This window comes from Blastomonas sp., assembly GCF_030373265.1.
Taxonomy (GTDB): Bacteria; Pseudomonadota; Alphaproteobacteria; order Sphingomonadales; family Sphingomonadaceae; genus Blastomonas.
The window spans coordinates 80,390-100,933 of the sequence record NZ_JAUCZC010000015.1 but is presented as its reverse complement, the minus strand read 5'-3'; the positions used below and the strand labels follow the sequence as shown (position 1 = coordinate 100,933).

Annotated in this window: 22 protein-coding genes and 1 tRNA gene; 8 read left to right on the top strand and 15 right to left on the bottom strand. The window is 64.6% G+C overall.

Annotated elements, in window-relative coordinates; all coding sequences use genetic code 11:
* Positions 1–196: 196 nt before the first annotated feature.
* Positions 197–574, bottom strand: coding sequence for a VOC family protein (locus QUV11_RS10740; RefSeq protein ID WP_300882480.1), 378 nt, complete (start codon positions 572–574; stop codon positions 197–199).
* Between the two features lie 143 nt (positions 575–717).
* On the opposite strand from QUV11_RS10740, the gene QUV11_RS10735 reads away from it, so the two are divergent.
* Positions 718–2,859 carry a PQQ-dependent dehydrogenase, methanol/ethanol family gene (locus QUV11_RS10735; protein ID WP_300882479.1) on the top strand — a complete coding sequence of 714 codons (2,142 nt, stop codon included), beginning with the start codon at positions 718–720 and terminating at the stop codon, positions 2,857–2,859.
* Between the two features lie 49 nt (positions 2,860–2,908).
* Here the strand turns inward: QUV11_RS10735 and QUV11_RS10730 are convergent.
* The 3 genes from QUV11_RS10730 to QUV11_RS10720 all read right to left on the bottom strand — a co-directional run bounded on the left by QUV11_RS10730 (position 2,909) and on the right by QUV11_RS10720 (position 4,853).
* Positions 2,909–2,984, bottom strand: a tRNA-Ala gene (locus tag QUV11_RS10730).
* A gap of 92 nt (positions 2,985–3,076) precedes the next feature.
* The gene (locus QUV11_RS10725) at positions 3,077–3,871 is read right to left on the bottom strand and encodes a hypothetical protein (protein WP_300882478.1); all 795 of its coding nucleotides are present in this window, start codon (positions 3,869–3,871) and stop codon (positions 3,077–3,079) included.
* 256 nt (positions 3,872–4,127) lie between these two features.
* On the bottom strand, positions 4,128–4,853 hold the full coding sequence (locus QUV11_RS10720) for a Bax inhibitor-1/YccA family protein (protein ID WP_300882477.1): 726 nt from the start codon (positions 4,851–4,853) through the stop codon (positions 4,128–4,130).
* Positions 4,854–4,997: 144 nt separating this feature from the next.
* On the opposite strand from QUV11_RS10720, the gene thpR reads away from it, so the two are divergent.
* Positions 4,998–5,540, top strand: coding sequence for an RNA 2',3'-cyclic phosphodiesterase (gene thpR, locus QUV11_RS10715; RefSeq protein ID WP_300882476.1), 543 nt, complete (start codon positions 4,998–5,000; stop codon positions 5,538–5,540).
* Between the two features lie 149 nt (positions 5,541–5,689).
* Here the strand turns inward: thpR and QUV11_RS10710 are convergent, their stop codons facing one another.
* The 5 genes from QUV11_RS10710 to rpmG all read right to left on the bottom strand — a co-directional run bounded on the left by QUV11_RS10710 (position 5,690) and on the right by rpmG (position 9,355).
* Positions 5,690–6,214: a L,D-transpeptidase family protein gene (locus tag QUV11_RS10710; protein ID WP_300882475.1), complete on the bottom strand. Its 525-nt coding sequence runs from the start codon at positions 6,212–6,214 to the stop codon at positions 5,690–5,692.
* Positions 6,211–7,254, bottom strand: a complete 1,044-nt coding sequence (gene ribA, locus QUV11_RS10705) for a GTP cyclohydrolase II (protein WP_300882474.1) — start codon at positions 7,252–7,254, stop codon at positions 6,211–6,213. The genes QUV11_RS10710 and ribA overlap by 4 nt, the downstream gene beginning before the upstream one ends.
* Positions 7,255–7,297: 43 nt before the next feature.
* Positions 7,298–8,104 carry an exodeoxyribonuclease III gene (locus QUV11_RS10700; protein WP_289620071.1) on the bottom strand — a complete coding sequence of 269 codons (807 nt, stop codon included), beginning with the start codon at positions 8,102–8,104 and terminating at the stop codon, positions 7,298–7,300.
* A 332-nt stretch (positions 8,105–8,436) separates the two neighbouring features.
* Entirely contained in the window at positions 8,437–9,090 is a 654-nt protein-coding gene (locus QUV11_RS10695) for an outer membrane lipoprotein carrier protein LolA (protein ID WP_300882473.1), read from the bottom strand.
* A gap of 97 nt (positions 9,091–9,187) precedes the next feature.
* Positions 9,188–9,355 (bottom strand): 50S ribosomal protein L33, encoded by a 168-nt coding sequence (gene rpmG, locus QUV11_RS10690; protein ID WP_017669518.1) that lies wholly within the window; start codon positions 9,353–9,355, stop codon positions 9,188–9,190.
* Positions 9,356–9,615: 260 nt separating this feature from the next.
* Between rpmG and QUV11_RS10685 the strand changes: the two genes are divergently transcribed.
* The 4 genes from QUV11_RS10685 to QUV11_RS10670 all read left to right on the top strand — a co-directional run bounded on the left by QUV11_RS10685 (position 9,616) and on the right by QUV11_RS10670 (position 14,922).
* The gene (locus QUV11_RS10685) at positions 9,616–9,957 is read left to right on the top strand and encodes a hypothetical protein (RefSeq protein ID WP_300882472.1); all 342 of its coding nucleotides are present in this window, start codon (positions 9,616–9,618) and stop codon (positions 9,955–9,957) included.
* A gap of 21 nt (positions 9,958–9,978) precedes the next feature.
* The gene (locus tag QUV11_RS10680; RefSeq protein WP_300882471.1) at positions 9,979–10,542 is read left to right on the top strand and encodes a TMEM165/GDT1 family protein; all 564 of its coding nucleotides are present in this window, start codon (positions 9,979–9,981) and stop codon (positions 10,540–10,542) included.
* Between the two features lie 111 nt (positions 10,543–10,653).
* Positions 10,654–11,121 carry a DNA starvation/stationary phase protection protein gene (locus QUV11_RS10675; RefSeq protein WP_300882470.1) on the top strand — a complete coding sequence of 156 codons (468 nt, stop codon included), beginning with the start codon at positions 10,654–10,656 and terminating at the stop codon, positions 11,119–11,121.
* 246 nt (positions 11,122–11,367) lie between these two features.
* The gene (locus QUV11_RS10670) at positions 11,368–14,922 is read left to right on the top strand and encodes an autotransporter domain-containing protein (protein ID WP_300882469.1); all 3,555 of its coding nucleotides are present in this window, start codon (positions 11,368–11,370) and stop codon (positions 14,920–14,922) included.
* A 319-nt stretch (positions 14,923–15,241) separates the two neighbouring features.
* Here the strand turns inward: QUV11_RS10670 and QUV11_RS10665 are convergent, their stop codons facing one another.
* The 6 genes from QUV11_RS10665 to QUV11_RS10640 all read right to left on the bottom strand — a co-directional run bounded on the left by QUV11_RS10665 (position 15,242) and on the right by QUV11_RS10640 (position 19,673).
* Positions 15,242–15,862 (bottom strand): MarC family protein, encoded by a 621-nt coding sequence (locus QUV11_RS10665; protein WP_300882467.1) that lies wholly within the window; start codon positions 15,860–15,862, stop codon positions 15,242–15,244.
* Complete coding sequence (locus tag QUV11_RS10660) at positions 15,859–16,593, bottom strand: hypothetical protein (protein ID WP_300882465.1); 735 nt, start codon at positions 16,591–16,593, stop codon at positions 15,859–15,861. The genes QUV11_RS10665 and QUV11_RS10660 overlap by 4 nt, the downstream gene beginning before the upstream one ends.
* A 185-nt stretch (positions 16,594–16,778) precedes the next feature.
* The gene (gene folD / locus QUV11_RS10655) at positions 16,779–17,681 is read right to left on the bottom strand and encodes a bifunctional methylenetetrahydrofolate dehydrogenase/methenyltetrahydrofolate cyclohydrolase FolD (RefSeq protein ID WP_300882463.1); all 903 of its coding nucleotides are present in this window, start codon (positions 17,679–17,681) and stop codon (positions 16,779–16,781) included.
* A 60-nt stretch (positions 17,682–17,741) separates the two neighbouring features.
* Positions 17,742–18,032: a YggT family protein gene (locus QUV11_RS10650; protein WP_300882461.1), complete on the bottom strand. Its 291-nt coding sequence runs from the start codon at positions 18,030–18,032 to the stop codon at positions 17,742–17,744.
* A gap of 88 nt (positions 18,033–18,120) precedes the next feature.
* Positions 18,121–19,032 carry an acetylglutamate kinase gene (gene argB / locus QUV11_RS10645; protein ID WP_300882459.1) on the bottom strand — a complete coding sequence of 304 codons (912 nt, stop codon included), beginning with the start codon at positions 19,030–19,032 and terminating at the stop codon, positions 18,121–18,123.
* Positions 19,029–19,673, bottom strand: a complete 645-nt coding sequence (locus tag QUV11_RS10640) for a queuosine precursor transporter (RefSeq protein ID WP_300882457.1) — start codon at positions 19,671–19,673, stop codon at positions 19,029–19,031. The genes argB and QUV11_RS10640 overlap by 4 nt, the downstream gene beginning before the upstream one ends.
* A gap of 85 nt (positions 19,674–19,758) precedes the next feature.
* Here QUV11_RS10640 and QUV11_RS10635 point away from each other — a divergent pair, with 85 nt between their 5' ends.
* Together QUV11_RS10635 and QUV11_RS10630 are read left to right on the top strand one after the other, a co-directional pair.
* Positions 19,759–20,319 (top strand): pyridoxamine 5'-phosphate oxidase family protein, encoded by a 561-nt coding sequence (locus QUV11_RS10635; protein ID WP_300882484.1) that lies wholly within the window; start codon positions 19,759–19,761, stop codon positions 20,317–20,319.
* 6 nt (positions 20,320–20,325) lie between these two features.
* Positions 20,326–20,535 carry a DUF2007 domain-containing protein gene (locus tag QUV11_RS10630; RefSeq protein WP_300882455.1) on the top strand — a complete coding sequence of 70 codons (210 nt, stop codon included), beginning with the start codon at positions 20,326–20,328 and terminating at the stop codon, positions 20,533–20,535.
* The last annotated feature ends 9 nt before the right edge of the window (positions 20,536–20,544 follow it).

The window sequence follows — 20,544 nt, the reverse complement described above, 5'->3', positions numbered from 1 at the left end:
CACCGCTCTTGGTCTTCAGCTTGGGCATTTTGGTCTCCTTCGTTGGAAGTCCGTAATCAAGCGAACGTGGCAGCCCATAACCGGCCAGCCCGCTTAGTCGGAAGCGTGCGCGCCTAGCGGGATTCGTTGGCGAATGCAAGGCGGCAGTTGAAGCGGCATGGGCAGGGGCGACCATGCGCCGCCCCTGCACAGCAGATCACACGCGGTGCATCGCGCAGACCTTGTTGCCGGCGGGATCACGCAGATAGGCGAGATACAGCTTCATGCCCGCGCCTTCGCGCACCCCCGGCGGGTCCTCGATCGCGGTGCCGCCATGGGCCAGGCCCGCAGCGTGCCAGGCGTCGGCCTGCTCGGCCGAGCTTGCGGCAAAGCCGATCGTGCTGCCGTTGCCGCAGCTTGCCGGCTGGCCGTCGATCGGCTTGGTGAGCAGGAACAGCCCGCCATTGTTCATGTAGAGGACGCGGCCCTTGGGGTCGACCATTCCAGGCCTGCCACCCAGCGCACCGATCGTCGCGTCGTAAAACGCCTTGGACGCGTCGATATCGTCCGCGCCCAGCATGACGTGTGAAAACATGTATCTCTCCTGTTCTTAACCGGCCAACTTTTAACCGGATAATTAAATCACCATGGACAAGCCCTGTGGGCCCCGTCAATATCCGGCAGCGCAAAGACCGTCATTGGCCGCAAAAGGTCAAGACGAAAAGGAGAGGGATGGGCATGACATCGAGGCTGACACGGCTGATGGGGGCGGCGCTCGCGCTGCTGGTGACCGCCTGTTCCGGCGCCGGGGCCGACAGCGGTACCAACGGCACCACCGGGATCGATGGCGCGCGGATCCTTCAGGCCGATGGCGGCGAATGGTTGAGCTATGGCCGCACCTATGACGAGCAGCGTTTCAGCCCGCTCGACCAGATCAACCCGGGCACGATCGGCGAGCTGGGGCTTGCCTGGTATGCCGATATGGATACCGCGCGCGGCCAGGAAGCCACGCCTCTGGTGATCGACGGCAAGATCTACGTCACCACCGCCTGGTCCAAGGTCAAGGCGTTCGACGCCGCCAACGGCAAGCCGCTATGGGATTACGACCCCAAGGTGCCCGGCGAGACCGGGGTCAAGGCGTGCTGCGATGTGGTCAACCGCGGGCTAGCCGCCTGGGGCAACATGCTGTTTCTCGGCACGCTCGATGGGCGTCTGGTCGCGCTCGACCGCGGGACGGGGCGCGAGATCTGGAGCACGGTCACGGTCGATCAGGGCGCGGCCTACACCATCACCGGCGCGCCGCGGGTGATCGACGGCATGGTGATCATCGGCAATGGCGGCGCCGAATTCGGCGTGCGCGGCTTTGTCGCGGCCTATGATGCGGCGACCGGCAAACAGTTGTGGAAGTTCTACACCGTCCCCGACCGCCCCGGCGCCAACGAGGCGGAGTATCTCAAGACCGCCGAAGCCACCTGGAAGGGCGAATACTGGAACATCGGCGGCGGCGGCACGGTGTGGGATGCGATGGCCTATGACCCGCAGCTTGGCCTGCTCTATGTCGGCGTCGGCAACGGAAGCCCATGGAACCAGGCCTATCGCTCGCCCGGTGGCGGCGACAATCTGTACCTCTCCTCGATCATTGCGATCCGGGTGAAGACCGGCGAATATGCCTGGCACTACCAGACCACGCCGGGCGAAACCTGGGACTATACCGCCACGCAGCACATCATGCTCGCCGACCTCGAAATCGACGGCAAGGCGCGTAAGGTGCTGATGCAGGCGCCGAAGAACGGCTTCTTCTACGTCATCGACCGCGCCACCGGCGAGTTCATCTCCGCCAACAATTTCGTTCCGGTCAACTGGGCAACCGGCGTCGATCCCGTCAGCGGCCGTCCGATCGAGAACCCGGATGCGCGGGTCGACAAGACCGGAAAGCCCTATATCGTCTCGCCCGGCCCGCTGGGCGCGCACAACTGGCACCCGATGGCCTATGACGCCAACCAGAAGCTCGTCTTCATCCCGGCGCAGATTACCGCTTATCCCTATATTCCGGCGGCTGGCTGGAAGCCCTCCAAGCTCGGCTTCAACGTCGGCATGGACACCGCGAACAACGCGATGCCCGCCGACAATGCGGTGCGCGAGGAAGCGCGCAAGGCGACCAAGGGCATCCTCATTGCCTGGGACCCGGTGGCGCAGAAGGAGCGCTGGCGCGTCACCCTGGGCGGACCATGGAACGGCGGCGTGCTGGCGACCGCCGGTGGCCTGGTGTTCCAGGGCAATGCGATGGGCAATTTCGTCGCCTATGATTCGGCCCAGGGCAAGCAACTGTGGAGCTTCCCCGCGCAGACCGGGGTGGTGGCAGCGCCGATGACCTACAGCATCGATGGCCAGCAATATGTCGCGGTGCTCGCCGGTTGGGGCGGTGCCTGGGCGATCACCGCCGGCGTGCTCAGCGACATGTCGGGCCCGGTGCGCAACATCTCGCGGCTGCTGGTGTTCAAGCTGGGCGGCACGGCCAAGCTGCCCGATATGCCCGCGGCGGACGAACTGCCGCTCGATCCTCCGGGGCTGACTGCAGCGGCGGACGTGGTTGCGGCAGGGGCGGGGCACTATGGCCGTTACTGCACCGTGTGCCATGGCGATGCCGCGATCCAGGCCTCGGGCCGCGGCGGCATCATCCCCGATCTGCGCTATTCGGGCACGCTCGCCAGCGCGGAAAACTGGCAGATGATCGTGCATGACGGGGCGCTCAAGGACAACGGCATGGTCGCCTTCGCCTCGGTGCTCGGCAAAAGCGAGATCGACAGCATCCGCCACTACGTCATCGCGCGCGCCAATGAAGACAAGGCGCTGATGGCGCAGAAGGCGGCAGCGAAATAGCATGGCAAACCATCGGCCTGCCCGGCACCGAACCCGGCAAAAGGCAGGCTGGTGGAGCCGAGGGGAATCGAACCCCTGACCTCGTCATTGCGAACGACGCGCTCTCCCAACTGAGCTACGGCCCCGGGCGTGCTCGCGGGCTATCCGCCGGTGCAGGCAGTATACCGTTTCGCCCGGGGTCTATCCAGCCCCGATGGGCGCGTGCGCCCGACGGCGATCAGCCGCCGCTCGACGGGAAGACTGTCGGCAGTACCGGAGGATTGGAGGTGGCCGCAGGTGCCGTTTCCGAGGTGCTGGTGGACTGCACCATGCCGTTTGCGGTTCCCGCCTGCGCGGCGCGCATTTCGGGGCTGCCATAGAGCGCAATCCACCGCTGCAGTTCGCTCTGATAGCTCTCGTAATTGGCATAGAAGCGGTCGAACACGCCTTCGAGCGTCGGCAGCGCGCGGGCACCGAACGCGACCAAGTCGGTGGACGGGAGCGCAGCGGCCTCCTGGCCCAGCACCAGCGCCGCATCGCAGAAGTCGTTCTTGGTCGGCGGGAAGGCGAAGAAGTTGTAGACTTGGGTGTTCTCGGTATCGCGAATGCGCGCAAACCCGGCGCCGTGGCGCTTGCGATAATTGGCCTCGACCAGCTTGTTGACCCGGTCGAGCTCGCGCTTGTGGGTCTTCAGAAACATATTGTAGTCGTCGGCAATGCGGTAATGCTGCGGGTTCTGGCAGTTGAGCGCGGCGACGTTGAGCGCCGAGCGGAAGTACCACAATTTCTCGTTGTCATCGATGTCGCGCATCGGCGTGTCGCGCAGGCCGTCGGCGCGCAGTGCGGGCACCGTCATCGCGAGCATCGAGTTCGAAGGCGGCGCCGGCATGCGCGGCGGGGCGATAACCACCGGCGGCGGTGGCGGCGCGACGGCGACCGGCGCAGGCGCTGCCGCGCCGCAGGCCGCGATGAGGGTTGTCATGCTGACCGCGACGGCCAGAGCTGCTGCACGGTTGAGGCCCATACGTGCCATTTGCTGTTCTCCCGGTGACGCCTGCGGTGGCTTGTTGCCCCGCCGCGTTCTCATGGACATGAGTTTATGCCCGCCAATCGCCGATCTCAACACCAAAACGGTGAACCGTGAAATGGAAGATTTGAAGGGGCATGGCGTTGCGCGACGAGGCGAGTCTCTCAAGCGGCAGGCTGATCGAGCAGGATCGGACCCACGCACAAAAAACCCGGCGGATTGCTCCGCCGGGTTGTCAGGATTCCAGTGCTTTCAGGACAGATCAGTCGCGACTGCCCATGATGCTCAGCAGCGCCTGGAACATGTTGATGAAGTTGAGATAGAGGCTCAGCGCACCCATGATGACCACCTTGCCCATCATGTCGGTTCCAGCGACATAGGAATAGGTGCTCTTGAGGCGCTGCGTGTCATAGGCGGTAAGGCCGGCAAAGATCAGCACGGCGGCATAGCTGATCACCAGGCCCATCACCGACGACTGCAGGAAGATGTTGAGGATGCTCGCCACGATCAGGCCGACAACGCCCATGATCAGGAAGCTGCCCCAGCCGGTGAGGTCCTTCTGCGTGGTATAGCCGAACAGGCTAAGCCCCGCGAATGCCGCTGCGGTTGAGAAGAAGGCCAGCGCGATGCTTTCCCCGGTATAGACCAGGAACACCGTCGACATGCTCAGGCCCATCAGCAGCGCAAAGCCCCAGAACATCGCCTGCAAGGCGGCGGTCGAGAACTTCTGCATGCCAAAGCTCATCGCGAACACGATCGCGAGCGGCGAGAAGATGATCAGATACTTCATCATCCCCGGGCCGAACATGATCTGCGCGGCCATGCCCGACTGGGCGAACAGCAGCGCGACGATGCCGGTCAGCAGGATGCCGCTGGTCATGTAGTTGTAAATGGACAGCATGTAGGAGCGCAGACCAGTATCAGTCGCAGCATTGCCCACCGACCCAGCCTGGCCATTGATCGACCCCGGACGGAGTCGCTCCGTCATGCGAGGATCAAAACGGTCAGCCATCGAAAAATTCTCCTTTGCCCGGCATTGTTGCCGGATGGACACAATATCACCCTTTGCCTCGCAAATTTCAAGCGAAACCGGTTTTCTGTTCGTCGTGTCTTGCTATTGAACTCCTAAACCATGCGCCTGTTCCTTGCCCTTGTGCCCCCTGCCGCGACCCGCCGGGTGCTGCTGGATACGATGCACGCGCTGCCCGGCGCGCGCTGGCAGACCGATGCGCAGCTCCATGTGACGCTGCGCTTCGTCGGCGATGTCGATCGGCACTGTGCCGATGCGCTGGTGCTCGCGCTGCGGCACGAGCGTTTTGCGCGGGTGGAGTCGCGGCTCGACGGTTTCGGCCATTTCGAACGGCGCGGGCGGGTGGATCAGCTCTGGGCTGGCTTGGCGCCGCGCGAACCGCTGGAGAGGCTGCACGCGCGGCTCGACCGGCTGTGCGTCGGGCTGGGGCTTGAGCCCGAAGGGCGCAAATACGTGCCGCACATCACGCTGGCGCGCTTTGCGCGGACGATGGCGCCTTCGCCCGAGCAGCTTGCGGTATGGCTCAGCGCGCAGCCGTTGCTGCCGGGGGCGATGTTCACCTTCGACCGGCTGGTATTGATGCAGAGCCATATGGGGCGCGATGGCAGCGTGTACGAGCCAGTGTTCGACGTGGGGATGGGGTGACCAAAATCCTCCCCGAAACGGGGAGGGGGACCACGAAGTGGTGGAGGGGAAGCGTGTTTGCGCGCCCTTCCGATCAACGTCCAATCCCGCTTCCCCTCCGTCAGCGCTGCGCGCTGCCACCTCCCCGTTCCGGGTGAGGATTGGGGGTGTCAGCCGATCTCCAGCACCATTCCCGGCACCAGCTTCACCAGCAGCGCCTCCATGTCGGCGCGCGCGATCGCCACGCAGCCTTCGGTGCTGCGCTCGGGCACAGGTTTCGCCTCGTTCCACAGATGGAAGAAGATCGCGCTGCCGTTGCCGGCCACCGGCGGCTCATCATTGTGGCCCAGCACCAGGATAACATCGTACAGCATGTCGTCGCGCTGCAGCGTTTCGGCGCTGAAGCCATGGGGCAGGCGGACCGGGCGGTTGTAGGCGGGGTCGGCGGGATCGTCCGACCAGCCATCGCCCGGCGAAGTCCAGCGCCAGGGCAGCGCAAAGCCGGCGGGCGGGGCGGCGCGACCGGGACGCAGCAGCGCCGCGCGGATCGGCCAGCGGCCCAGCGGAGTGCAGCCATCGCCCTCGTGCTTGGCATCGGCGGCGCACGCCCCGCCGCGTCCGATCACGCACGGCACCCGCCAATCGCCCAGGGTCACCGTCAGCGCCTCAACATCGACGCGGATCGTGTCGCTCACAATTGGTGCCCGGTGCGGTCGCGCTTGGTGACCAGATAGTGTGCGTTGTGCGGGTTGGCGGGGATCAGCAGCGGCATCCGCTCGGCGATCTCGACGCCCAGGCTGGCAAGCACCGCCTGCTTTTCGGGATTGTTGGTCATCAGCCGGATGGCGGGAACGTGCAGCGCCTTGAGCATCTGCGCCGCCACCGCGAAATCGCGCGCATCGGTCGGGAAGCCCAGCCGGTTGTTGGCGTCGACGGTATCGAAGCCCTGGTCCTGCAGCTGATAGGCGCGCAATTTGTTGATCAGCCCGATGCCGCGGCCTTCCTGCCGCAGATACAGCAGGATGCCCCATTGCGCGTGCGCCATCGCGTGCAGCGCGCCGTGCAATTGCGGCCCGCAATCGCATTTGAGGCTGCCCAGCACGTCGCCGGTGAGGCACTCGGAGTGCAGCCGGACCACCGGCAGGCTGTCGTCCGGGGTTCCGACGATCAGCGCGACATGCTCGTGAAAATCCGCGTCCGAGCGGAAGGCGACGATCTCGGCGGTTTCGCTCGCGCTGACCGGAAGGCGCGCGCGTGCCGCGATTCGCAGCGTCGTCGGGTCGGCATAGGCCGCGACATCGTCCGGCGTGACAACCGGCGCGTCGTCCTCCGCTGTGGCGAGCAGATGAAAAGCAGGCAGCAGCCCGGCCAGCCGCGCGAGCTGCATCGCCGCTGTGGCTGCGCGGGGCGCGGGCAGCGGCTGTGCGACAAACGGTCCCTTCATCGGGCGGGCCAGATCGAGCGAGGGATCGGCAATCGCGATGGCCAGCGCCGAATCGAGCGTACCGGGCACGGCAATGCACACCGGCGCATCGGGCTTTGCGGCCTCTTTCTGGTTGGCGAGCTTGAGCGTGATCGCGCGGGCCGCCGATATCAGCAGCCGGGGCGTTGCCGTGTCGGGCGCCGCGCCGGTTTCCACCGGGCGCAGCATCAGCCTGCCATCGGGCGAATCGATGACGATATCCCAGCCCCGGGCCAGCGCGTCGAGCGCCCGGGCCGCAGCGCGCGCGTTCATCGCGTCAGGCCCTTGGGGGCCACGCCCCAGGACGCGCGGTCCATCAGAACAGGAACTCGCTGATCAGCGGGGCATGGTCGGACGGCTGCGGCCAGCCGCGGCAGGGTTCGACCACGCGGTGGCTCTTGACCGTCTCGACGATGTCGGGCGACACCCAGATGTGATCGAGACGGCGGCCGCGGTCGGATACCGACCAGTCGCGCGCACGATAGCTCCACCAGGTGAACAGCCGCTCGGGCGCCGGGTAGAACTTGCGGCCGATGTCGACCCAGTTGTGCGCATCCTGCATCGCCTTCAGCCGCGCGATCTCGATCGGCGTATGGCTGACGGTGTTGATCAGCTGCTTGTGGCTCCACACGTCGTCTTCGAGCGGCGCGATGTTGAAATCGCCCAGGATGATCGTGCGACCGGTCAGTCCGCTCGACCATTGCGTCATCCGCTCGAGAAAATCGAGCTTCTGGCCGAATTTGGGGCTGACGTCGCGGTTGGGGATTTCGCCGCCTGCGGGCACATAGACGTTCTCCAGCCGCACCGTGCCGCCCAGCGGGCCGGTGATCTGCACGCCGATATGGCGCGCCTCGCCATTGGCCTGCCAGTCGAGCCGCACGTCCTCGCTCAGCCGCACCTTGGCGATGATCGCCACGCCATGGTGCATCGGCTGGCCGTTCAGCTTCTGGAAGTTGTAGCCAAGCTGGCGGAACGGGCCCTCGGGGAAGTCACTGTTGATGACCTTGGTTTCCTGCAGACACAGGATGTCGGGCTGTTCTTCAGCCAGAAAACGGAGCACCGATTCCAGGCGGAAGCGGACGGAATTGATATTCCATGAAGCGATTTTAAGGGGGGAAGCCATGGCACGGCTCTAAACAGGCCCTTGCGCAAACCCAAGCCCTAAACACAGCCTGTGGCGCAAAAGGACGCAAAAAAACCCTCGTCCCGGGGGCATTGGAACGAGGGTTCTTTTTTGCGTTCGTCACGCTTGGATGAAGCCGGTGGTTCGACCAGGTAACAGGGGGAAACCTCGTCGCCGTCTTCGAAAACCGTTCTAGTCACCCAAGCCTGTCTGCCATGTGAACGGAATTGCGAGGCTTTCGCATTTCGTCGACGGGCAAAGGCGGTTCGTCAGCGTATTAGCGGGATTCCCGCTTTCGCGGGAATGACGATATTGCGATACCGAGATTTGCCTTAGCGGCGTGGACCCTTGGCGCGCGGATCGGTCCAGGCAAAGGCGCTGTCGGCGACCGCGACATTATACTGCTGACCCGAAAGCCGGATGGTGGTGCGCTTGTTCTGCGAATCGAGCGCGACCCAGCCGACCAGCGACAATCCGCCCGGCGCCGAGGCGCTGCGCGTGAAGATCAGGGTGATCACGCCATATTCGGGGCGCTTGGGATCGCGGACCTCGACACTGACCACGTCGGGGTCGTTCGTGGTCAGCAATTTGCCGTATTGGGTGAGGTCGCGGTTGGGATCGAGCAGCGCACCCAACGGCGAATTGCGGATCGGCCAGCGCTGGACCTGCTTGACCTGATAGTCGATCATGGTCAGCGCGCGACCGTCGCTGACGACCAGCAGCTGCGCATCCTTCTGATATTCGAAGCGGATCTTGCCCGGCTGCTTCAGGGTCAGCGTGCCGCTGAGCGTCTGGCCGTTGCGGTCGGTCTGGGTGAAGCCGGCGCGCAGCGACTGCATCGCCTTCAGGTGCCGGGAGACCTGCGCCAGATCGCCGCCGGGGTTTGCCTGCTGGCCAAAGGCTGCAGAGGGCACGGCGACGGGTGCTGCGATCATCGAGGTCGCAAGCAGCGCGGCGGCAATAGGTTTGAACCGGGATTTCAACATCTGGGTCGGGCTTTCATGGCTGAAGGAACCCCGACCCCCTGCGCGCAGGCGATTGAACCGGCGCTGAATTGCCGGTTCATGCTGCGCGCACCCAAGATTACTTGATCTTGGCTTCCTTGAACTCGACGTGCTTGCGCGCGACGGGATCGTACTTGCGGAAGCTCATCTTCTCGGTGGTGTTGCGCGGGTTCTTCTTGGTGACATAGAAGAAGCCGGTGCCTTCGGTGCTGACCAGGCGGATTTTCACAGTGGCTGGCTTGGCCATGACCTGTTCCTTTGGGTTTAAATGACGTTGCGGTGGTGCACGGCACAAGCCGGGCCCGCTGAACAATTAGGCGAATCAAAAACACAAAGAGCGGCACAAATGGCCGCCCTGCACATGCGAGCGCCGCCCTTGCCGCAACGGCCCCGGCTTGTCAAGCATCCGACCTGTCCCCACGCCCGTTCCATGACCCGGTCAGGCTTGCCCAAAAATTAACCTCGCCATGCCACGATGCAGCATCATCGGTGGGTGCGGGAGTCTGTATGCGAGAGGCGACGATATCGGATAGCAGCGAGGACCGGTTGAGGCTGGCGCGCCAGCAGCTGCGCATGCAGGCCGGGCATGTCCGTGCCATCGCCTGGCGGGTTTCGCGCGCAGAGCTTGCCACGCAGATCGACAGGGTGCGCCGCATCGCCGACAGCAACGCAATGCCGTGCGTCAGTGATCTCGCCCATCGGCTGGAGCACCTGCTTGCGACCGGCTGGAGCAGCAATATGGCGCAGCACTATTTCGATGCCATGGACGAGGCGATAGCCAGCGATTGCGGCAACGCCGACATGCGCGCCGCGGTGCTCGCATCGATCGCGGTCCGCGGGGTGCGCTGAATTGCGTTATAGCCTGCGTTGATGGAAGCCTTTGTCACCACATTGCTGCTCACCGCCATCGTCCAGACCGGCGATCGCAGCCAGCTTCTGTGCGCTGCGCTGGCAATGCGCTTCGAGCGGACGGGGCAGGTGGTCGCGGCGGTGATTGCGGCAAGCGCGGCAGGGGCTGCGCTGGGCGCGCTGGGCGGGGTGGTGGTCGGCGACTGGATCAGCCGCGATGCCCTGGCGCTGTTCTATGCCCTGTCGCTGCTGTTTGCCGGGCTGGGGATGCTCGCCTGGCGACGCCGGGTCGATCTGCTGCTCGGATGGCGAATCGGTCCGTTCCTGACCGCGTTGCTGGGCGTGATGATCCTGCAGCTCGGCGACAAGGGGCAGTTCATCATCGCGGCCACCGCCGCGCGCACGCACGATCCGCTCTGGCCGATGCTGGGCGGCGCCATCGGCACCGTCATAGGTTTGCTTCCCGCCATCATCTGGCAGCACGAGCTGGCGCACTGGCCGCTGCGCGCTCTGCGCATCGGCGCAGGGGGCGTGATCACCGCGCTCGGCGCTTTCCTGGCGCTCGCTGCCTTCGGGTTGGTGTGATTGCGCGCCGCGCGTTTTCCGCGATCACAGTGATGCAATAAATCGTCATGCGCATTGCCGGATTGCAACCTATGTTAGGTATTGACCGGTCACAGCAAAAGGAGACGCATCATGGGAAACAAAAAGGGCGATAATGCAGGCAAGGCGCTTGCCGAGGCGATGAATGGCCTGCTGGCCGACAGCTTTGCGCTATACCTCAAGACCAAGAACTTCCACTGGCACGTCGCGGGCCCGCATTTTCGAGAATATCATCTGCTGCTCGACGACCATGCCGCGCAGATCCTTGCGATCACCGATGCGGTGGCCGAGCGGGTGCGCAAGAACGGGCACCGTACCCTGACCTCGATCGGCGATATCGCCCGGCGCCAGTCGATCGCCGACAACGACAAGTCGGGCGTATCGGCCGAATCCATGCTCAAGGAACTGCGCGACGATAACATCGCGTTCGTGGCCAAGCTCCGCGTGGTCAAGGACCTGGCCGGAGACGCCGGCGACAATGCCACCGACGGCATGGTTGATGACTGGACCGATCAGGCGCAGGAGCGGGCCTGGTTCCTGACCGAGACATTGGGCAAGTAAAGCTTACCTAATTCCGACGCGGCTACTTTGTCGCAACTGCATATCGGCCGCCGCTGGTCCCACGCATTCGCGGGCAGCGGCGGTTCGAGGGTTAACATTTTATGCAATTCGGGCGCTTTTGAGCAATAAAATGTGTCCGAACGGCAACACTGTCATATAATCTTAACACCGCACGCGGGGCCGCGTTGCGTTTAAGATCGTCCAAGGTAATTTCCTGACCAGGGCCTAGTTTTTCAGGGGATTATCATGACCATCAAGAATGCGCGTTTGCAGAAGGCTATCAGTGGCGGTGTTGCAGCGACGGCGCTTGCTGTTGCGCTCGCTTCGGTTCCGGCTTCGGCCATTGTTCCCAACAACAACCAGACCCCGGCGCAGATCGTCGACACCGCAGGTGGTGTAAATGGCGTGGGCATGTTCTTCCGCAACGACGGGTTCGTCTGCACCGGCACGCTGATCAACCCGCGCACCGTGCTGTTTGCAGCGCACTGCGTGAACGATCGTCTTGCCACCGACTATAGCAGCATTGATGGCACCGTCCCGGCGGCGTTCTCCTTCAACGTGGATGCACGCCCGGGTTTCCAGAACTGGGCCGCCAATGCCTTCCGCAGCAATTCGGCGCTCAATGTCTTCAACATCAGCCAGATCCAGTATGATCCGCGCTCGCTGCTCAATCCGCAGGCGCTGGGCTTCCTCGAAGCCGACATCGCGCTCGCGACGCTGGACACCCCGGCGGCCCGCATCCCGACCTGGGCGCTGCTGTTCTCGCCGCTGCCCACCCCGACCGCGATCGATCCGGTCCGCGGCACCGGCTATCACGTCAACATCACCGGCTATGGTCGCTCGGGCAACGGCACGCAGGGTGCGGTCACGGGTGTCGACTTCCGCCGCCGTGCCGCGGAAAACATGCTGGGCGCGCTCGCCTCGCTCGATGATCGCAACGAATTCCTGTTCGGCCCCGCCGCGCCGGGCACGCCGCCGCTGGGCCAGAATGTGTATCAGCTCGATTTCGACGATCCGCGCCGCGGCACCGCAGGCGCCAACCAGTTTGACATCAACGTGCACCGCGACGACGCGCTGGTGCGTGAAGGCACCACTGCAGGCGGCGACTCTGGCGGCCCGCTGATCCTTGATGCGGCGAACAACACGCTGTCGACCAAGAACCTGCAGATCGGCGTGCTGTCCGGCGGCAGCCGCTTCTTCGCCGCTCAGCCGTTCAGCGCCTATGGCTCGACCAGCTTCTATCAACCGCTGTATCTGTTCTGGGACTATATCGCGGCGACCAACCCCTATCGCTATGTCACCGCCACTGCCGGCAATGGCAACTGGGAAGACGCCAGCCGGTGGCGCACGACGCTCGATCCGAACTACAACATCATCAACGCCAATGGTCAGGTGGTGACCGGAATTCCCACCGGTCTTGGCCTCGGCATTGGCGGGGGTGACCCCGATTTCGGTCAGGTCTGCATCCAGGGCCTTGGTCTCAACGAGTGCCGCGATCTGAGCACGGGAGAGGACTTCACGCCAGCCCCGCGCACCGACGGGGTCGAGCTGACCTCGGGCATCGGTCGTGCTGATCTCGACGGCCAGCTCGCCGGCGGCGCCGAACAGGTTTCGCTGTCGGGTACCGTCAGCAGCAGCATCGGTTCCGTCGAAGTGGCAGCAGCTGCAGCCCCTGCCGCTGCGGCTACCAGCCTGACCCGCGGCGACATGGTGAACTCGCTCAGCGCCGGTGACAATGCCGTCGGAAGCCTCACCAGCCATCTTGCCACGGCGGACCTCGGCACCGAACTCAGCGCCGCTGCAAGCGCTGAAAGCCTTGCTGCCCTGCAGAAGCTGGCCGAAGAGGCGCAGCGCAACGGCAGCGGCGTGTTCAGCACCGGTCCGCTGCCCGCGGCAACGCTGGCCAACGGCCTTCCGGGTGCATCGGGCTTCGTGCCCAACAACAGCAACCCCAACAACACCACCGGCGCATCCGGGCGCTATTTCGACGTGACGCTGAGCGCGGCGGGCACCACCACGCTGTCCAGCACGGTCACCATCGATCGTCTCACCGTGGCCAACACTGCCGGTCTCACCATTGCTGGCGCGGGCAACCTCACCAGCCTGATCGATGTCACCCAGACCGGTGGAACGATGAACGTCAATGGCCGCCTGACCTCGGTCGGCGACTATACGCTGGCGTCGGGTCTGCTCACCGGCACCGGCACCATCCAGACGCCGTTCCTGACCAGCATCATGGGCACCATCGCGCCGGGCGGGATCGGCACCGTCGGCACGCTCAACGTGAATGGCAGCGTCATTTTGTCCTCGGCCAGCCAGTTCCTGGTCGATGTCGGCGCGGGCGTATCGGATCGCCTGGCGATTACCGTTGATGCCAGCCTCGGCGGCCGCGTGATCGTTTCCCCGGCGAGCGGATACACGATCAAGAACGGCGATACCTATCGCATCGTCACCACCGGCGGCACGATCTCTGCCGGGTTCAACTCGGCTGCACCGATCAGCGCCATCCTGACCCCGGTGCTGACCACCAGTGCCAACGCCGTCGACATGCGGATCACCGCGGGCCAGTATCGCAACGTGATCGACGCAAACTCGCGGGTCCAGCGGTCCTATGCGGGTATCCTTGACAGCAACCGCGGCTCGGAACGCACCTATGCGGACGTCTATCTGCGCACCGACCTTATGTCGGCTGCACAGATCCAGTCGACGTTCGAAGCACTCGCGCCGTTCACCGAATCGTCGCGCCTGAGCATGGGCGAGGCCATTCTGTCGAGCACCTCGCGCTTCCACCGCACCCGGCTGCAATCGTCGCTCTCGGGCAACGCTGGCGGGACGATCGCGATGATCGGCCAGCCGCTGAACCTGGCCGCCACCGCGACCAGTGGCGTGGCGCTTCCCGGCGCGCTGGCTGCGGCTTCGGCCGGACAGGATACGCAGGAAACCGTGATGGACGAAAATTCGCTCGACAGCGATTTCGCGGTCTATCTTGGCGGCGGCTATCTCAACGGCAAGTCCTCGCCGATGCCCACCGCGCTGACCCCCAATCGCAGCGACTTTTTCGACGGCTTCTTCGTGGTTGGTGGCCTCGAATATCTGCCGCGTGACGGAGTCGTGCTGGGCGTTTCGGCAGGCTATTCGGATGTCGATGCCAATGTCGTGCGCGGCCAGAGCGTCGCCGGCCGGCTGATCGAAGGCAGCGTCTATGGCGCGGTGACCACGCCGGGCGGTCTGGTATTCGATGGCCGCGTCAGCGCGGGCAGCTTCCAGGTGGATACGCTGCGCAATGTCGCGATCGCCGGAGCCCCGTTCGCGCTGCGGACCGACGACGACAGCCTGGCGATCACCGCAGAGCTTGGCATTTCGGCTCCGATCGAAACCGAATCGCTTGTGGTCACGCCGCGGGTTGCTGCCCAGTATCAGTATATCGGCTTCGACGACGTGCGTGAAATCGGGGGAGGCCCGGCGCTGGATATCGATCGCAACAAGTTTGACAGCCTGCAGATCCGCACCGGCCTTGCGGCCAGCGCCAAGAGGACCGCGACCTTCCGGCCCTATATCTACGGCGATTTCGTCTATGACGTGCTTGAGGGCGACCGGTTCTTTGGTGCCAACTTCGCAGGCAGCACCACCGGCCGCTTCCCGTTCGCCTACCGCTCGGATGACCGTAGCTGGGGCGAAGTCGGTGTTGGCCTGACCATCGCGCAGCCGACCTTCGAGTTCACCGCGTCAATCGACACCACCGTGGGCCGTCAGGACTTCCAGGCACAGCAATACTCGCTGTCGGCGCTGGTGCGGTTCTAAGCCTCAATCCGGGCGCAAGCCTTGAAGAAAAGCCCGTCAGCCGAGAGGCTGGCGGGCTTTTTCGTTGGGGAAGCTGAAGCTCCAGAACGGCAGTCTTTTTCCAACCAAGCGCTGAAGCCGCCCCACCTCCGCTCAGCCTGAGCTTGTCGAAGGCCCCGCTGTACGGCTGGCGTGGGCGCGGGTCCTTCGACTTCGCGGGCTGAAGCCCGCGGCTCAGGATGAGCGGAGGGGGTTAGTCTGGCGCCATGGACGGGAGCCAAAGGCTGAAATGTGCATTCTTCCGGCAAAGACGGATGCCGGAGTGCCTCAGCCAATCCCTCTACTGAAAACTCGCCCTTAGCCCGTCGATCACGAACTGCGCCGCGAGTGCCGCGAGCAGCACGCCGAGCAGCCGGGTGATCACCGCTTCGGCCTTGGAGCCGAGCAGCTTCATCAGCGGGCCGGCGCTGAGCAATGCAGCCAAGGTGAGCAGCAGCACCGCCAGCAGGGCGCCAAGGATGGTCAGCGCGCGGTCGAGCCCGGAGTTCTGCGACACCAGCAGCATCACCGACGCGATCGAGCCCGGGCCGGCGATCATCGGCATCGCCATCGGGAAGATCGAGACGTCCTCGATCTCGGGATCGTCGATGACATCCTGCGCGCGCTGTTCGCGCCGCTCGGTGCGCTTTTCGAACACCATGTCGAGCGCGATCAGGAACAGCATGATGCCGCCGGCGATGCGAAAGCTGTTGAGCTCGATATGCAGCGCGGACAGCAGTGCTTCGCCGAAAAGCGCGAACACCAGCAAGATGCCGCCCGCGACGATCACTGCGCGGATCGCCATGCTGCGCCGCTGCCGGGCATTGGCATCGGTGGTCATGCTGGCATAGATCGGCGCGCAGCCTGGCGGATCGATCACCACGAACAGCGTGATGAAGGCGGAGACGAACAGTTCTATCATGATGCGGTGCCCGGGACTGTGTCGCTCACAACGGTTTCAAAGGCGCTGCCGTTCCACAGCTCTATGGTTACCGCGCGGCTGCCGTCGCTGCGCGCGTTCCAGCGCCACACCATCGTGCCGTCGGCCGATGCGCGCGCGCCGGCGGGCTGCGGCGCAACGGGTTCGGAGCCCTTGGGCGGAGGACCCATCGGAATATCGCCCAGCAGCGCTTTGGGATCTCCCGTGCACACCGCGGTTCGCGATTCGATCATATCCTCGCCTTCCCGCGGCTGAGCCAAAGGCGCACGATGGGTGAGCACCCATCTCCACTTGGGCTGTTTGGCGCGAGGCTTTTCCAGATTCTGCCAGACGGTGGTGTAATATCCCGCGGTTCCGCCGGCCTCTTGCATGGCGCCGGTCGAGGCGCCGCTGCGGCCATCGCAGGCCATGAACAGACTGTGTGGGCTCCAGGTCATCGGCGCCGCAGGATTGGCGCGGCCCTTGAGCCAGGGCTGTGCGAGCACCGGCTGGTCTGCGAACATCACCGCTTCCTCGGCGGCCTTCTGCGCGAACGCGGCCCACTGGCCATCTTCGCGGGCCGCCCTGGAAAGCGCGATCTCCTCGACAAGAAGCGCGCTGGAATTGGCGTAGGACTGCCCCGCCGGCCGGGGCGGGGGGGCGCGCCGTTCGCGCTGCTGTGCATGCGCAGGCGGGGTGGCGAGTGGGGTGGCAAGTGTGGAAGCAAGGAGCAAGCAGCCCACCAATCGCCTCAAATCCTCCCCGAAACGGGGAGGGGGACCGCGATGCGCAGCATCGGGGTGGAGGGGAAGCGTCTGGGTGCTATCTTGGGAAGAACAGCACAATCCGGCTGCCCCTCCACCGTTCGCTGCGCGAACGGTCCCCCTCCCCCAGAGGGGGAGGATTTTGAGAGCGTTCATCACAATCCCTCCGGCGCGGTCAGGCCGGCACGGCGGTGCGCTGCGACCAGGGTGTTGCGCAGCAGGCAGGCGATGGTCATCGGGCCGACGCCACCCGGCACCGGCGTGATCGCGCCCGCAATCGCGGCGCACTCGTCATAGGCACAATCGCCCACCAGCCTGGTCTTGCCCGCTTCGCTGCCGGGAACGCGATTGATGCCGACGTCGATGACGGTCGCCCCCGGCTTGATCCAGTCGCCACGCACCATTTCGGGGCGGCCGACGGCGGCGACGACGATGTCGGCGAGGCGCACGATCGCGGGCAGGTCCTTGGTCCGGCTGTGCGCGATGGTGAGGGTGCAGCTTTGCTGAAGCAGCAGCTGCGCCATCGGCTTGCCGACGATGTTCGACCGGCCGATGACCACCGCGTGAAGGCCGGACAGGTCGCCGAGCGTGTCCTGAAGCAGCATCAGCGACCCCAAAGGCGTGCAGGGAACCAGCGCCTCTTCCCCCACCGCCAGTTTTCCGGCGTTGACGACGTGAAAGCCGTCGACATCCTTGGCCGGATCGATCGCGGCCAGCACGGCCTTGTCGTCGATATGACCAGGCAGCGGCAGCTGGACGAGGATGCCATCGACCGCGTCGTCCGCGTTGAGCGCCGCGACCAGATCGAGCAGCGCCTGCTGGCTGGTGTCGGCGGGCAGACGGTGTTCGAAGCTGAGCATGCCGGCCTCGACCGTCGCCCTGTGCTTGGAGCGGACATAGACCTGGCTGGCCGGGTCTTCACCCACCAGCACCACGGCAAGGCCGGGCGCACGGCCCGCCTGTTCCACAAAGGCGGGGACAATAGCCGCGAGGCGCGCCCGCAAACCGGCCGCGAAGGCTTTTCCGTCGATGGTTTTGGCAGAGATAGGGGCTGTCATGCCCGCCGCTCTAACGTCAAACGCGCATCATTGCCACCGTCGAGCGCGCGACGAGGTCGATCAGGCGAACTGCACCCAAAGCCGCGGGATGACGGAGCGCTGGATGATCATTATCACCAGCAGGACCACCATCGGCGCCAGATCGATCATCCCGAGATCGGGCATGATCTTGCGCACCGGGCGGTACAGCGGCTCGGTGATCCGATGCAGCGATTCGACCATCTGGCGAACCAGGTCGTTTTGGGTGCTCACCACATTGAAGGCGATCAGCCACGACAGCACGATCTGGATGATGATGAACCACGTCACCACGGTCAGCACGATATCCAGAATTTCGAGCAAAATCTGCATGTGTCTCTCACAATCGGGTTGCCGATATCTAGAACCGGGCAAGGTGTATTACAAGACTAAAACGCTTTGGCGGCCTCGGCAGCCGCCGTTAGACGCGGATCAGCGTGCCTGCTCCGCGCGAGGTGAAGATTTCGAGCAGCATGGCATGCGGCACCCGCCCATCGAGGACAACGGCGGCATCCACGCCCTGTTCCACCGCGTGCACGCAGGTTTCAAGCTTGGGGATCATTCCACCCGATATCGTGCCGTCGGCGCGCAAGGCGGCAATGTCGGCGGGGGTAAGGTCGGACAGCAGCTTCTTCGCCTTGTCGAGTACGCCCGCGACATCGGTGAGCAGGAACAATCGCGATGCGCCAAGCGCAGCGGCCACCGCGCCTGCCATGGTATCGGCGTTGATGTTGTAGGTCTGGCCGTCGGCGCCGACGCCGATCGGCGAAATCACAGGGATCATGCCTGCATCCGAAATGGTCTTGAGCACATTGCAATCGATGGTTTCGGGCTCGCCGACAAAGCCCAGGTCGATCGCCTGCTCGATATTGCTGTCGGGATCCCGCTTGGTCCGCTCGACCTTGCTGGCGCGGACGAAGCCCGCATCCTTGCCGCTGATCCCGATCGCCTTGCCGCCCGCCGCTCCGATCCAGGTGACGATTTCCTTGTTGATCGCGCCCAGCACCATCTCGGCGATGTTGGCGGTCTCCTGGTCGGTCACGCGCAGGCCGTCGACGAACTGCGACTGCACGCCCAGCCGCTTGAGCATCGCACCGATCTGCGGGCCGCCACCGTGCACGACGACGGGATTGATCCCCACCGCCTTGAGCAGCACCACATCTTCGGCAAAATCGCGCGCCAGTTCAGGGTCGCCCATCGCGTGGCCGCCATATTTGACGACGAAGCTCTTGCCCGCATAACGCTGCATGAACGGCAGCGCCTCGGTGAGAGTCTCGGCCTTGGCGAGCAGGGCGGGGTCGTGAACGTGCCCAGAATCTGTGTTGTCCGTCATGCGTCGAGCCTTTTGCCCAGACGGACGAAGAACACAATCAGGAACGGCACCAGAGCCACCGACAGCGCGACTTTGGCGACCATCTGGCCGACCAGCAGCTGCCCGATCGGGAACACCCCGTAAAACGCGATGGTGACGAAAATCAAGGTGTCGACGATCTGCGACAGCGCCGAGGCGATCACGCCGCGCACCGCCAGCCAGCGCCCCGGCATGTTCTGCAGCCTGGAGAAGATATAGACGTTGAGGAACTGCGAGACGCCATAGGCACACACGCCTGCTGCCCAGATGCGGCCCGTCGCACCGAGGATCAGCTGGATGGCCGCCGCGTTTTCGGGCGCCATCTCGGGCGATGCGGGCAGCGCAAAGACGACCCACGACAGCGCCATCGCAAACAACAACGGCACAAACCCGTATTTGACCAGGCTGTTGGCGGTGTCGCGCCCATGCAGTTCGGCGATCGCGCTCGAGACCACGACCAGCAGGAGGAACGCGAAGATCCCGGCCTCGACCGCGAGCGGACCGATCGAGACCTGCTTGTTGCCCAGCACGCCGGCCAGGCACACCATGCCGCCATAAAAGACGGAAAACACGTAAAGCGAGCGGGGAATGCCGGGGTTTCCGGCGGCAGGAGCAGCTGTCATGCGATCTTCCGGTATAGGCTTTTCCGGGCCGGGGGAAGGGGGCACGGCACTTGCGCGACGGCGCATCATCGCCCACACTGCCGGCATGGAATTCAGCGACGCGCTTAGCGACAAGCACATGGCCTTCATCAGCCGCCAGCCGGTGTTCTTCGTAGCAACCGCGGCGGACGAAGCGCGGATCAACCTCAGCCCCAAGGGCTATGATGCGTTCCGCGTGCTGTCGCCGTCGCGCGTCGGCTATCTCGATCTGGCCGGATCGGGCAACGAGACCCACGCGCACCTTGTCGCCGACGGGCGGATAACGATCATGTTCTGCGCCTTCGAGAACCCCGCGCTGATCCTGCGCATCTATGGCCGGGGCCGCCCGGTGCTGCCGCAGGATGCCGATTGGGAGCAGCTCGCGACGCATTTCACGATCCAGCCCGGCACCCGCCAGATCTTCGACATCGCGGTTGACAGCGTGCAGACCAGTTGCGGCTGGGGCGTTCCGGTGATGCAGTTCGATCGCGAACGCCAGACGCTGAAGAAGGCGCACCGCCAGATGGATGCCGCCGACTGGCTCGCCGAAGCTGCCAGCAGTACGCGCTCGATCGATGGTCTGCCGACCACGCCGACGACGCGCCATTTCACCGAACTGGGTGGCTGACCGGGCATGAGTCGCAAAGCCATTGCCGAATATTCCGACCGTATCGAGGCGGAAATGGCCCGGTTGACGCTGGGTGCGCAGGGTATCGACGCGCATATCTTCGATGGTGGCATGGCTGGCCTTGGGCTGGGGTTCATGACCCCGGCGCGGTTGATGGTGCTTCCTGAGGACGCAGCGCGGGCCCGTGCCGTGCTGGAGCACGCCGACGAGGCCTGAGGGCTTCGG